Here is a 12,941-nt window from a genome sequence, read left to right on the forward strand (position 1 = left end):
CCATGAACCAGCCCACTCCGCCCAGCCTGCGCGTCGCCGTCCTGGGCGCGGGCAGCTGGGGCACCGCGCTGGCGGCGGCCGCGAGCCGCCGCCACCCCACCGTACTCTGGGCGCGCGATCCGGCGCAGGCCGCCGACATGGCCGCCCGCCACGAAAACGCGCGCTACCTGCCTGGCATCGCCCTGCCCCAGGCACTGACGATTACCCCTGATCTCGACGCCACGCTGCGCAGCCTGCAACAGGACGGCGCGGCGGGGCTGATCATCCTCGGCGTCCCGGTGGCCGGCCTGGCCGCCACCTGCGCGGAACTCGCGCGCCGCCTGCCCGCACTGGGCCTGCAAGACACGCCCATCGTCTGGACCTGCAAGGGCTTTGAAGCCGACACGGCCAGGCTGCCCCACGAAATCGTGCGCGAGGCCCTGCCCGGCGCCGTCGGCGGCGTCCTGTCGGGTCCGTCGTTCGCTCGCGAAGTCGCCCAGGGACTGCCCGTGGCGCTGACCGTCGCCAGCGACAACGCCGCCCTGCGCGCCGCCACCACCCAGGCCCTGCACGGCGCCGCGCTGCGCGTCTACGCCAGCGGCGACCTGGTCGGCGTGGAAATGGGCGGCGCCCTCAAGAACGTCATCGCCGTGGCCTGCGGCATCGGCGACGGCCTGGCGCTGGGCACCAACGCCCGCGCCGCGCTGATCACCCGCGGCCTGGCTGAAATGACGCGCTTCGGCGTCGCGCTGGGCGCGCAGCCCGAGACCTTCGCCGGCCTGACCGGCCTGGGCGACCTGGTCCTGACCGCCACCGGCGAACTGTCGCGCAACCGCCGCGTCGGCCTGGAAATCGGCGCCGGCCGCAAGCTGGCCGACATCCTGGCCAGCGGCATCACCGCCGAAGGCGTGCGCTGCGCGCGCGCCGCGCTGGAACGCGCCCGCGCCATCGGCGTCGAACTGCCCATCACCGAAGCCGTATGCGCCGTGCTGTTCGACGGCGTCGCGCCCATGACGGCCGTATCCACTCTGCTGGCGCGCGACGCCCGCGACGAACACGGCAACGCGGGCTGACACCGCCCGCGCTCCCGGACCCCATCCCCGTCCTCATAACAACACGACGCACGACACCCAGGAGACATCCTTCATGACGCAAACCCGCACGTTCCGGGTCGGCCCCCTGCTGCGCGGCCTCTGCCTGAGCCTGGCGGCCATCCTGCCCGCCGCCGCCCACGCCGATTGGCCTGACCGCCCCATCCACATGGTGGTGCCGTTCCCGCCCGGCTCATCGCCCGACATCCTGGCGCGCACCATCTCGGAACCGCTGGCGCAGGCGCTGGGGCAACCCATCGTCATCGACAACAAGACCGGCGCCGGCGGCAACATCGGCACCCGCATCGTCGCCCAGGCCAAACCCGACGGCTACACCCTGCTCTACACGATCAACGGCCCGCTGGTCACCGCGCCCACGCTCTACAAGAAGACGCTGGGCTACGACCCGCTGCAGGACCTGGCGCCCGTGACGCTGGTCGGCACCAGCCCCAATGTGCTGACCGTGCCCGGCAACCTGAAGAACGTCAATTCCGTGCAGGACTTCGTCCGCATGGTGAAGGAACACGGCAGCTCGCTGAACTACGGCTCCGTCGGCCCCGGCAGCTCGGCCCACCTGGCCATGGAAATGTTCAAGGAACGCGCCGGCATCGACATGGCGCACATCCCCTACGCCGGCTTCCCGCAGGTCATCAGCGCCATCATCGGCGGCGACATCCAGGCCGGCTTCATGGTCCCCGCCATTGCCGTGCCCCAGACCCGCGACGGCAAGGTCAAGATCCTCGCCGTCACCAGCCTGCAGCCCAGCGACACCCTGCCCGGCATCCCCACCATGGCCTCGCAGGGCTACCCCGACTTCGAAGCCATCTCCTGGAACGCCATCCTGGTCCCCGCCGAAACGCCGATGCCCATCATCGAGCGCCTGAACAGCGAACTGAACCGCATCATCAACAGCGACGCGGTCCGCAAGCAGATGGCCCTGCAATACTTCACCCCCGCCGCCTCCACCCCCGAGGCCCTGACCGTCCGCATCCAGGACGAAAAGGCCCGCTGGGACCAAGTCATCCAGAAGCTGAACCTGTCACTGGACTAAGCCCGCAAGCCCTCTCCCCCAAAGATTGCCGGCAAAAACGCCAAGCAAACAACTCGCCCCACCACCCGCGGTCAAGTCACGACGCGAGCGAGTGACGGGGCAGGCGGGGGATGGCGGGGCGTGTAGATGCGCCCGAGGGAATCTGAAGGAACAGCCGAAGGCTGTGACGAAGATGACGAAGGGGGGGGCCGCCTAGGCAAGTCCGGAGCGAAGGCTCCGGACCGCAATCGTAGCCCCGCCATCCCCCGCCTGCCCCGTCACTCGCGCCTAAAGAACCTAAGTCCCCCCCTCATACCCCAACTGCCGCCAAGCCTCAAACACCGTAACCGCCACGGCATTGGACAAATTCAAGCTCCGCTGCCCCGCCCGCATCGGCAACCGCAACCGCTGCTGCGGCGCGAACATCGCATGGTGCTCCGCCGACAACCCGGCGCTCTCCCGCCCGAACACGAACACATCCCCCTCCTCGAACCGCACATCCCCCACGCTGCGTTGCGCCTGCGTGGTCAAGGCATAGATGTGGGAAGCCGCCGCCCCCGTATCCGCCAGCGCCTCCTGCAGCGTGTCGTGCACGCGCACCGGCTGCCACTCGTGATAGTCCAGCCCCGCCCGCCGCATGCGCGCATCGTCCAGTTCGAAACCAAGCGGGCGCACCAGGTGCAATTGCGCGCCGGTATTGGCGCACAGGCGGATCGCATTGCCCGTGTTGGGCGGAATCTCGGGGCAGACGAGGATGACGTGGAACATGGCGGACGGATGCAAAGACGTTGAATGACGGGCGGCCGGCCTTGGCCGCGCAGCAGCGATTGTCGCCGATTTGGACGGCCGCCCCGGCCCGCGAGGCCGCATGGCGCGCAGCCCCCGCGCCGGCGCCGGGCGTCAGCCCGTGCGCGGCGTGCGCGCCGCGACCAGCACCGTCACGCTGGCCGCGCCCGCGGCCAGCAACGCGCGAGCAGCCGCATCCGCGGTACTGCCCGTGGTCATGACGTCATCCACCAAGCCGACATGGCGGCCTGAAAGGTCGCGCGGGCAATGGAACACGCCCCGGGCGCCGCTCAGCCTGGCGCGGCGCCCCAGGGCGGTCTGCCGGGGCGTTTCACGCCGCCGCCGCAAGGCCCCGCGCAGCAGCGGCCAGCCCAGCAGCGCCGCCAGGCCGCGGGCGATCTCGGCCGCCGGATTCATGCCGCGCCGACGCAGCGACGCGCGGCTGGACGGCACCGGCGCCAGCAGCAAGGCGTGCGGCGGCGGCTCGGACCACACCGCATGCGCCAGCAGCCGCGCCAATACCGGCGCCGCGCTGAGCCGCAGCTGGGTCTTGAGCTGGCGGATCAACACCTCGGCGGGCGGCTCGTAGTCGAAGGCGGCGATCGTGCCGGTGAAAGCCGGCGGCCGCGCCAGGCAGTCGGCACAATGCAGCGCGTCCGGCGCCAGCCGCTGGGCGCACCGCGGACAGCGCGGCGCCAGCGACGCTTCGGCCAGGTCGGTTTCGCAGCCCTCGCACAGGCGGGCGCCACCGACCCGCGCCCCGCACAGCGGGCAGTCGCAGGGCACCCGGGCCAGCAACCGCCGCCCCATGGCCTGTAGGGACAATCGGCCGCCGCGGCCGGGATGGGCAATAATGTGAGCCATCCCCCATGAAATCATGATCCGCCCGCGGCGCCGCCCCGGGCGCGACCGAAATGTCCCTGCCCGCACCCGCCACCCCGCCCTCGCTCCCGCTCGTCGCCGCCGACGTGCCGCGCCAATTCGCCCGCCGTGGCGACCTGTCGGACGCCCAGTTCCTGTACGGCGAAGTCGCCCGCCGCATGCTCGGCAGGCTGCAGTACATCCGCGTGCAGCCCCAGGCCATGCTCGACGCCGGCTGCGGCGCCGGCGACAACCTGGCGCTGCTGCGCGAACGCTATGCCGAAGCCGCCTACACCGGCCTGGACAACTGCGAGCCGCTTCTGGAGATCGCCCGCAAGCGCCACGCCCCGGCCGGCCTGTCGGCCTGGATCGGCAAGCTGGCGCGGCGCGGTCCGGCCAATGGCTTCGTCAACGCCGACCTGGCCGCCACCGGCCTGGCGCCGGAATCGCTGGAACTGGTGTGGTCCAACCTGGCCCTGCACTGGCACCGCGAACCGCATGCCGTGCTGGCCGAATGGCGCCGCATCCTCAAGGTCGGCGGGCTGGCGATGTTTTCCTGTCTGGGGCCGGCCACGCTGCGCGAATTGCGCCAGGCGCTGGACGACGCCGGACTGCGCACCGCCACCCCGGCCTTCGTCGACATGCATGACTTCGGCGACCTGCTGGTGGAAAACGGCTTCGCCGATCCGGTCATGGACCAGGAGATTCTGACGCTGACCTACCGCACCCCGGAAAAGCTGCTGCAGGACGTGCGCGCCCTGGGCGGCAACCCCGCCGCCGGCCGCCGCGGCGGCCTGGTCGGGCGCGACTGGCGGGCGCGCCTGTGCGCCGCGCTGGAGGCCCAGCGCCGCCCGGACGGCGTCATCGCCCTGAGCATCGAAGTAGCCTACGGCCACGCCTGGCGCGCCGCCACCCACCGCGGCACCGCCGGCGAGACCCGGCTGTCGGTCAGCGCCATCGGCGGCCGCCAGCGCGGCACGCCCTGAAACAAGACGCCCCGGCGTGCCGCCCCCGAAACGGGACGGCCAGCCGGGGCGGATGGGCCCGGAAAGGCCTGGCGCCTAGTGCAGGCGTTCGGGCAGCGGCGCGGTGACGCCCGGTTCCGCCGGCGAGAGGGGCTGCATCGGCTCGGACGTGGCGCGGATCCGCCGCCGCAACACCGCGGTCGGCTCGGCCGGCGCGGCCTGGGCGGACTCGCCGCGCCAGGCCTGCGACATCGATTCCACCACCAGCGGCAGGTCGCGCAGGCGATGGAACTGGCTGCGCAGCCAGCGCGAATCATTGCCGCTGCGCATGGCCTCGTCGCGCAGCGACGCGATCATGTCGCCGGTCCCCAGCTCTTCGGCCACCGGCATCAGCCGCTGGAACAGCGCGCGCAGGTGATCCATCAGGCGCAGGCGCTGGCCGTCCGGCGTCACGTAGCTGCCCTGCAGGCCGAAACGGCAGGCCTGGAAGTGGTTGCTGCGGTAGGACAGCCAGGCCTTGTCGCTGGGATCGTCCTCCCGCATCAGCAGCACCGCCAGCGCCTGGGCGAAGGCCGCCATCTGGCAGGCGCGCTCGACGGTCAGCGGCGTATCGCAGACGCGGATTTCCACCGTGCCGAATTCGGGCTTGGGGCGGATGTCCCAGTACAGGTCCTTGATGCTCTCGGCCAGGCCATAGGCGCGCAGTTGCGCAATGTGGGCCTCGAACTGGTACCAGTCCTTGACCTCGGGCGGCATGTGGCCGGCCAGCGGGAAGCTGTTGACCGCGTTCAGACGCGAACACGAGAACAGGGTATCGACGCCCTCGCAGTACGGCGACGAGGCCGACAGCGCGATAAAGTGCGGCACATAGGGCGACAGCCGGCGCAGCAGCTTGATGGCTTCGTCGCCGCTTTTCACGCCCAGGTGGATGTGCTGGCCGAACACCGTGAATTGACGCGCCAGGTAACCATACATTTCGGCCAGGTACTGGAAGCGCGGGGTATCCGAGATGGAGCGTTCCTGCCAGCGCATGAATGGGTGAGCGCCGCCGCCGGCCACCGAAACGCCCACGGCGTCGGCCGCTTCGACCAGGGCATCGCGCATTTCGCGCATTTCCGCCAGCAGGCCCATGGGGTGCTCGTGCACCGAGGAATTCAGTTCGATCATGGAGCGCGTGATTTCCGGTTTCACGCGATCGGCGATGGGGTGGTTGGCCATTTGGGCCAGCAGCTCGTCAGAGGCTGCGGTCAGGTCGAAACTGCGGGGGTCGATCAGTTGCAGCTCGAGTTCGATGCCCAGGGTGTTGGGGGCCGACGAAATGAACGGGATCTGTTCCATCTCGGACTCCTTCGGATGTTTGATGAGGGGGTGCGCCGTTCGACCTTGAAGCCCGGCAACTTCCCGGGGGGCGCTAGACGGCGGCTTGTGAACGCATAATAGCCGCATGTTTGTGGCAAAACGATTGAAAATCGTGACATTTGTGTGCAACATCACGATGCATTCGGTTTTGCCCTCTAGAACAAAGTGAGCGAGCACTCACAACGTAATGACGGCGCGGCTCGCCGGACCGGGCGGCCCGCGAGCGCAGTCTGGGCGCGGCTTTTCAGTGTGGGCGGGATAACCCGAATCAGGGTTATCCCTTATGAATTGGATCCGTCCCCGAGGGCCTGCGGCTCGACGTCCAAGGCCCCGGACATCCGGGCGACGCCGCCTACTTGCGCCAGAAGATCGGCGTGAACAGCACCAGCACGGTCAGCAGCTCCAGGCGGCCGATCAGCATGGCGAAGGTGCAGACCCAGATCTGGAAGTCCGACAGCACCGCGAAATTCCCCATGGGCCCGACCGGTCCCAGGCCGGGGCCGGTGTTGTTGACGCTGGCGAACACGGCCGAGAAGGCCGTGATCGGGTCCAGCCCGGACAGCAGCAGCAGGCTGGTGAAGACAGCGATGGACAGGCCGTAGAACAGCATGAAAGCCAGCACCGACGACATGGTGCGGGCCTCGACCGCGCGGCCGTTGACCCGCACGGGGCTGACGGCATGCGGATGCAACATGGTGACCAGCTCGTTGCGCGCCTGCTTGACCAGCAGGATGGCCCGGATCATCTTGATCCCGCCCCCCGTGGACCCCGCCGAGGTGGCAAACCCGGACAGCAGCAGCATGGTCAGGGGCGCGAACAGCGGCCACTGGGCGAAATCGGTATTGGCGTAGCCCGTGGTGGTGGCCATCGAAATGGTGTTGAACATGCCGTAGCGCAGGGCCTCCAGCGGCTCCTGGTAGACGCCCTTGACGTACAGGAACACCGAAATCACCAGCCCCACGCCCAGCACCACGACCAGGTACGGAATCGCCTCCGGGCAGCGCAGGTAGGCACGCCCGCTGCGCTGGCGGAAGGCATTGAAGTGCGTGGCGAAGTTGATGCCGGCGATCAGCATGAACACCATGGCCACCATCTCGACCGCCACCGAATCGAAGTGCGCGAAGCCGTCGTCCCAGGTCGAGAACCCGCCCAGCCCCATGGTCGTGGCCATGTGGCACCAGGCTTCGAACCAGGACAGGCCGACCGCGCGGTAGGCCAGAAAGCACAGGATGGAAAAGGCGAAGTACACCGCGTACAGCGCCTTGGCGGTGCTGGCGATGCGCGGCGTCAGGCGCTCGTCCTTCATCGGGCCGGGCGTCTCGGCCCGCACCACCTGGTGCCCGCCCACGCCCAGCAGCGGCAGGATCGCCACCGCCAGCACCAGGATCCCCATGCCGCCGACCCAGACCAGGGTGGCGCGCCACAGGTTGATCGACGGCGGCAAGGCATCCAGATTGGTCAGCACGGTCGCGCCGGTGGTCGTCAGTCCCGACATGGCCTCGAAATAGGCCCCGGTGAACGACAGCGGCAGGCCGGCGCGGTGGAAGTAGATCAGCAGCGGGATCGCCGCCAGCAGCGGCAGGCCGGCCCACACCGCCGACACCAGCACGAAGCCGTCGCGGGCGCGCAGCTCGCTGCGGGCCCGCCGCGTCAGCGCCGCCAGCGCGACGCCGATGCCGACGGAAATCAGGAAGCCATGCAGGAAGGCGTCGCGCGCCGCGTCGCCGCCGATGTAGGCCACCCCCAGCGGGATCAGCATGGTCAGGGCGAACATCACCATGGTCAGGCCGAGGATGTGCAGGGTCGCCAGGACGCGCCTCATGCGGCCTCCCCGGCCGCCGCCGGTCCGTCGGGAAACGGGACGCGCGGGCTCATCAGAAGAACGACGCCGAGACTTGGAACAGCTTTTCCACGCGCGGCATCTGCTTGCGCGAGGGCACGAAGACGATGACGTGGTCGTCGGTCTCGATCACGGTATCGGCATCCGGCAGGATGATCTCGTCCTCGCGCACCAGCGCGCCGATGCTGGCGCCCTTGGGCAGGCTGATCTCGCCCACCTTCCGCCCCACCACCTTGGAATTGGAGCGGTCGCCGTGGGCGATGGCTTCCAGCGCCTCGGCCACGCCCTGGCGCAGCCGATGGACCGCCGCCACGTCGCCGCGGCGCACGTGGCGCAGCAGCTCGCTCATGGTGGCCTGCGACGGCGACACGGCGATGTCGATATGGCTGCCCTGCATCAGCTCGCCATAGGCCTGGCGGTTGATCAGCGCGATCACCTTGCGCGCGCCCAGCCGCTTGGCCAGCAGCGACGACATGATGTTGTCCTCGTCGTCGCTGGTCAGCGCCAGCCAGGTGTCCATGTCCTCGATGTTCTCGCGCTCCAGCAGCGCCTCGTCGGTGCCGCTGCCGTGCAGCACCAGCACGCTGTCGGGCAGCTGCGTGGCCAGGTATTCGCAGCGCTTGAGGTCGCGCTCGATGATGCGCACGCTGTAGTTCTCTTCGGCCAGCGCGCGCGCCAGCCGCAGGCCGATATTGCCGCCGCCGGCGATCATCACGCGGCGCACGGCCTTTTCGGCTTCGCGCAGCTGCCGCACGGCGCGGCGGGCGTGGCGCGTGTCCACCACCAGCACCACCTCGTCGCCCGGGGCGATCACGGTGCCCGAGCCGGCCCGCAGCGGGCGGCCGCCGCGCAGCACGTCGATCACCCGCGCCGTGACGTCGGGCCAGACATCGCGCAGCTTGTCGACGGGATGATGCGCCATCGGGCTGCCATGGCTGACGCGCACGGTCACGACGCTGACGCGGCCCTCGGCGAACTCCACCACCTGCAGCGCCTCGGGGAACTCGATCAGGCTGTGCAGATAGGTGGTGACGCTGCGCTCGGGGCTGATGATGGCGTCGATGCAGAAGCCCTCTTCGCTCATCAACTCGGGATGTTCGGAGAATTCGCCCGAGCGGATGCGGGCGATGCGGCGGGGGATGTTGAACAGCTGGCGGGCGATCTTGCAGGCCACCATGTTGGCCGCGTCGGAGGCGGCGCAGGCGATCAGCAGGTCGGTATCGGCGGCGCCGGCGCCTTCCAGCACCGACACCTGCGAGCCGTCGCCATGGACGACGCGCAGGTCGAAGTGTTCTTGCAGGTATTGCAGCTGCGAGGGATCCGAATCGATCACCGTGATGTCGTTCTGCTCGGACACCAGGTTCTCAGCCACGCTGGTGCCTACGCGACCAGCGCCGATGATCAGGATCTTCATGCGCCCCGTTTGCGCGCCGACTCGATGCCCAATTGCTTGAGCTTGCGGTAGAGGTGGGTGCGCTCGAGGCCGGTGCGCTCGGAAACGCGGGTCATGCTGTGGCTTTCGCGGACCAGGTGGTATTCGAAGTAGATGCGCTCGAACTCATCGCGCGCCTCGCGCAGCGGCTGGTCCAGCGAGATGCTGCCCAGCTGGCCGTTGGCGGTGACCGGGACTTCGTTGGCCGGCGCCGTCGACAGGGCCGGCGGATCGAGCTCGTCTTCGAGGGCCACGGTGGCGCTGGCCGTCGCGGGCGCGGCCGCGGGCGCCGGATGCGGCACGCGGCCACGGGCCAGGCCGGCGGCCACGGTCTTGAGCAGACGCTGCAGCGTGATCGGCTTTTCGAGGAAATCCATGGCGCCGATGCGGGTGGCCTCGACCGCCGTGTCGATGGTGGCGTGGCCGCTCATCATGATGACGGGCATGTCCAGCAGGCCCTGCGAGCCCCATTCCTTGAGCAGGCTGACGCCATCGGTGTCCGGCATCCAGATGTCCAGCAGCACCAGATCGGGACGCATGCGAAGGCGCGCGGCGCGCGCTTGCGCCGCGTTTTCGGCCAATTCGACCGTGTGCCCTTCGTCGTAAAGGATTTCCGACAAAAGCTCGCGAATACCGACTTCGTCGTCAACCACCAGAATTCTGGCCATAAAGCATCCACCTATTGCGTAGCCGCATTATCCTTTTCTTGCGCGGTCGCGTCCATAGTATCTGCCCCGGGAGCAAGCCGGGTCAACAAGATGGAGATCCGCGCGCCTCCTTCCTTGCGATTCGCAAGGTCGATCCGCCCGCCATGCTCTTCAACGATCTTGCGTACGATTGCCAATCCTAACCCAGTCCCGTGGGACTTGGTGGTTACGTAGGGCTCGAAGGCCCGCTGCATGACCTGCGGCGGGAAGCCCGGCCCGGTGTCGGCCACCGTGAAACGCAGGGCCTGCTGGTCGGCGCGGTCGGGCTGCTCGCTGCGCATCAGCTGGGTGGTGACGCTGACCCGGCCTTCTCCGCCCTTCTCGGCGATGGCGTCGCGGGCGTTGGACAGCAGGTTGTGGATCACCTGGCGCAGCTGGGTCGGATCGCCCTCGATGGCCGGCAGGTCCGCGCCCAGGCTGACGTCCAGGTTCAGCGCCTTGCCGGAGGTCGAACGCACCGAGGCGGCGCCGTCCGGCTCCCAGCCGTACAGGGACAGCACGTCCGCCACCAGCGCGTTGAAGTCGATGCGCTGCATCACCGCCGGCGGCGTGCGGGCGTATTCGCGGAAATCATCCACCATCTGCTTGAGCGAGGCCACCTGGTTGACGATGGTGTTGGTGGAACGCTCGACGATCTGGGCCTCGGCCGGCGGCAGCTTGCCTTCCAGCTTCATCGCCAGGCGCTCGGCGGACAGCTGGATCGGCGTCAGCGGATTCTTGATTTCGTGGGCCAGGCGGCGCGCCACTTCGCCCCAGGCAACGGTGCGGTTGGCCGATATCACCTCGGTAATATCGTCGAACACCACCAGGTAACCGTTGCCGCGGCCGTCCACCCGCAGGTGGGTGCCGCGCGCCAGCAGCGTCAGCGCCTGCGGCCCGTTGGGGGTGTCGCCCTGCTTGGGCGCGATCTCGAACTGCTGCTGCCAGTGCTGGCGTTCGGAGCCCACGGCGGCGTGGGTGGAGAACGCCTGCCGCACGACATTCGCGAATTCGAGCATGCCGTCCACGGTTTCCAGCGGCCGCCCGATCACCGAGCGCAGGTCGGCCTGCAGGATGGTCTGGGCGCCCTGGTTGACGGTGGTGACGCGGAAGGACTCGTCGAACACCAGCACGCCCGAGGACAGATTCGACAGCACGCTTTCCAGGTAGACGTTGGACCGTTCGAGCTGCTGGCGGTTGCTCTCGACCATGCGGCGGGCCTCGTCGAGCTGGCGCGTCATGGCATTGAAGGAGCGGGTGAGCTGGCCGACCTCGTCGCGTTCGGGCGGTTCGGGCAGCGGCCGGTAGTCGCCCACGCCCACGGCCTGGGTGCCGCCCGCCAGGCTGAGCAGCGGCCGCACCAGCCGCTTGGACAGCGACAGCGCCACGGCGATGGCGCCAAAGGCGGCCAGCAGCAGCGCCAGGGTCAGCGTGATGCCATAGAGCTTGCGCAGGCCAAGCCGCGACAGGGCCAGTTCCTGGTAGTCGCGAAAGCCCTGCTGCACCAGGTTGGCGTTGTGCGCGATCTGCTCGGGCACCGGCTGCAGCAGCTGCAGCCAGCGCGGCTCCGAGGCGGCGCCCAGCAGGTTGTCGTAGCGGTCGGGGCCGGTCAGCGGAATCACCACGCGCAGGTGCAGCCCGCCGTCGGTGCCGGGCTTGACCGGATCGTCGGCCTCGGCCGCCGAATAGCCGCGCGACAGCCGCAGCTGGTTCATGACCGTGGATGGCGGCATCGCCGGCAGCAACTGGCCGTACTGGCTGGTGGAGAAGGCCACCATGCGGCCGCTGCCGGTGAAGACCATGGCTTCCTGCACGCCGTTGGCTTCGCGCAGCCGGGTCAGGGCCAGCGTCACGCCGGTATCGGAATTGCGGTTCAGTTCGGCCGCCATCGAGCGGGCGCGGGCGTCCAGGTCGGCCAGCAGCGAGTCGAGCGCGGCGCGGCCCAGGTTCAGGCCGGCCTCCAGCGCGGTGTCGACCCGCACGTTGAACCAGGACTCGATCGAGCGCGACATGAACTGCACCGAGACCGTGTAGATCAGGGCGCCGGGCACCACGCCGATCAGGGCGAAGGCCAGCGAGAAGCGGGCCGTCAGCCGGGCGCCGAACTGCCGCCGCCGGATCTGCCGCGCCAGCCGCACCGTCAGCGCCACCACCCAGACGAACAGCGCCAGGGCGAAGATACCGTTGAGAATCAGCAGGGTGTCGTAATAACGGGCGAAGCGCGAGGCATTGCCCGTGGACCATGCCAGCAGGCCCAGCAACGCCAGGCCGCTCACCGCGCCGACCATCAGGGCCAGCCGAAGCAACAGCCTCATGAGGGGTCTTTCTCCTTGTCACCCAGCGAGAACGAGAAATCGGTCCACGGCGTGCCCTGGACCCAGGAGCTGCTGTTCAGGGCATTGACCTGGAACGGCCGGGGCAGCAGCGACGTGTCCAGCCGCAGCCGCAACTGGCCGCCATAGACCACGCCTTCGTCGAAATCGTCGGCATCGGCCACCTGCCAGTTGCGCACGTGGCGGATGACGCTCATGGCGTCGTCCAGCGACGCCACCGGGAAGGACAGCTCGCCGACCCCGGCGCGCCACTGGCGCGTCAGCGCGTTGTAGATCACGCGCCAGGTGCGGGAAGTGTCCACCAGGGATTTGTCGAACCACCACCAGCGCTCGCGCGTGATGGTCAGGTCGGCGGTGAAGTACAGGGGCACGCCGCGCTGGGCGGCGTCACGCAGTTGCTGGTTCAGTTCGAACTCGATGTCGGCGTCGATTTCAAGCTTGTCGCCCCGCACCACCGGTTCGACGCGCACCACCTTCGGTTCGGACCCGTGTGCCTGACCGGCCGGCGCCAACGACAGCGCGGCAGTTACGAACAACAACCCCAGAAATAAGCGTGAAATGATGGACATACGACACCGA

At 69.1% G+C, this 12,941-nt stretch carries 11 protein-coding genes; 3 read left to right on the forward strand and 8 right to left on the reverse strand.

What is annotated here, in order from left to right; all coding sequences use genetic code 11:
• Positions 1-2: 2 nt before the first annotated feature.
• A complete protein-coding gene (locus H0523_RS04350) occupies positions 3-1,052 on the forward strand; it encodes an NAD(P)H-dependent glycerol-3-phosphate dehydrogenase (protein ID WP_054429329.1) in 1,050 nt (349 codons plus the stop codon).
• 73 nt (positions 1,053-1,125) lie between these two features.
• Positions 1,126-2,121 (forward strand): Bug family tripartite tricarboxylate transporter substrate binding protein, encoded by a 996-nt coding sequence (locus H0523_RS04355; protein WP_054429328.1) that lies wholly within the window; start codon positions 1,126-1,128, stop codon positions 2,119-2,121.
• A gap of 276 nt (positions 2,122-2,397) precedes the next feature.
• On the opposite strand, the gene H0523_RS04360 is transcribed toward H0523_RS04355, so the two are convergent.
• Together H0523_RS04360 and H0523_RS04365 are read right to left on the reverse strand one after the other, a co-directional pair.
• Complete coding sequence (locus H0523_RS04360) at positions 2,398-2,868, reverse strand: tRNA (cytidine(34)-2'-O)-methyltransferase (protein WP_054429327.1); 471 nt, start codon at positions 2,866-2,868, stop codon at positions 2,398-2,400.
• A 132-nt stretch (positions 2,869-3,000) separates the two neighbouring features.
• Positions 3,001-3,711, reverse strand: coding sequence for a ComF family protein (locus H0523_RS04365; protein WP_353739111.1), 711 nt, complete (start codon positions 3,709-3,711; stop codon positions 3,001-3,003).
• Positions 3,712-3,800: 89 nt separating this feature from the next.
• Here H0523_RS04365 and H0523_RS04370 point away from each other — a divergent pair, with 89 nt between their 5' ends.
• Complete coding sequence (locus H0523_RS04370; protein WP_054429326.1) at positions 3,801-4,733, forward strand: methyltransferase domain-containing protein; 933 nt, start codon at positions 3,801-3,803, stop codon at positions 4,731-4,733.
• A gap of 75 nt (positions 4,734-4,808) precedes the next feature.
• Here H0523_RS04370 and H0523_RS04375 read toward each other — a convergent pair whose 3' ends face one another.
• The 6 genes from H0523_RS04375 to H0523_RS04400 form a co-directional block, all read right to left on the reverse strand.
• Complete coding sequence (locus H0523_RS04375) at positions 4,809-6,050, reverse strand: YbdK family carboxylate-amine ligase (RefSeq protein WP_054429325.1); 1,242 nt, start codon at positions 6,048-6,050, stop codon at positions 4,809-4,811.
• A gap of 373 nt (positions 6,051-6,423) precedes the next feature.
• Complete coding sequence (locus H0523_RS04380; protein WP_054429324.1) at positions 6,424-7,893, reverse strand: TrkH family potassium uptake protein; 1,470 nt, start codon at positions 7,891-7,893, stop codon at positions 6,424-6,426.
• Positions 7,894-7,945: 52 nt separating this feature from the next.
• On the reverse strand, positions 7,946-9,325 hold the full coding sequence (trkA, locus tag H0523_RS04385) for a Trk system potassium transporter TrkA (protein WP_054429323.1): 1,380 nt from the start codon (positions 9,323-9,325) through the stop codon (positions 7,946-7,948).
• Positions 9,322-10,011, reverse strand: coding sequence for a response regulator (locus tag H0523_RS04390; RefSeq protein ID WP_054429322.1), 690 nt, complete (start codon positions 10,009-10,011; stop codon positions 9,322-9,324). The genes trkA and H0523_RS04390 overlap by 4 nt, the downstream gene beginning before the upstream one ends.
• Before the next feature lie 11 nt (positions 10,012-10,022).
• Entirely contained in the window at positions 10,023-12,344 is a 2,322-nt protein-coding gene (locus H0523_RS04395) for a sensor histidine kinase (protein ID WP_054429321.1), read from the reverse strand.
• The gene (locus H0523_RS04400) at positions 12,341-12,931 is read right to left on the reverse strand and encodes a DUF4390 domain-containing protein (protein ID WP_156333358.1); all 591 of its coding nucleotides are present in this window, start codon (positions 12,929-12,931) and stop codon (positions 12,341-12,343) included. Before H0523_RS04400 ends, H0523_RS04395 begins: the two co-directional genes overlap by 4 nt.
• Positions 12,932-12,941: the final 10 nt, after the last annotated feature.

This window comes from Achromobacter insuavis, from assembly GCF_902859645.1.
Taxonomy (GTDB): domain Bacteria; phylum Pseudomonadota; class Gammaproteobacteria; order Burkholderiales; family Burkholderiaceae_B; genus Achromobacter; species Achromobacter insuavis.